A 461-nucleotide genomic window follows, 5' to 3' on the forward strand; every position below is an offset into this window, starting at 1 on the left:
TTGTCAAGCTACGACTTCCCAGGCGACGACTGCCCAATCGTACAAGGTTCTGCACTGAAAGCTTTGGAAGGTGACGCTGCTTACGAAGAAAAAATCTTCGAATTGGCTGCTGCCTTGGACAGCTACATCCCAACACCTGAGCGTGCTGTGGACAAACCTTTCTTGTTGCCTATTGAAGACGTATTCTCTATCTCCGGTCGTGGTACAGTAGTAACTGGTCGTGTAGAGCGCGGTATTATCCACGTTGGTGATGAGATCGAAATCGTAGGTCTGAAAGAAACTCAAAAAACCACTTGTACCGGTGTTGAAATGTTCCGCAAACTGCTGGACGAAGGTCAAGCTGGTGACAACGTAGGTGTATTGCTGCGTGGTACTAAACGTGAAGACGTAGAGCGTGGTCAAGTATTGGCTAAACCAGGTACTATCACTCCTCACACCAAATTTAAAGCAGAAGTATACGT

At 47.1% G+C, this 461-nt stretch carries 1 protein-coding gene; it reads left to right on the top strand.

Translation table 11 applies throughout. From position 1 onward, the window contains the following. Positions 1–461 (top strand): EF-Tu/IF-2/RF-3 family GTPase (locus ACTHR2_RS10535; protein WP_440375709.1); only part of this gene is annotated, 461 nt, incomplete at both ends.

Origin of the sequence: Neisseria sp. P0006.S004, assembly GCF_051963015.1 — a bacterium.
In the GTDB taxonomy this organism is placed as follows: domain Bacteria; phylum Pseudomonadota; class Gammaproteobacteria; order Burkholderiales; family Neisseriaceae; genus Neisseria.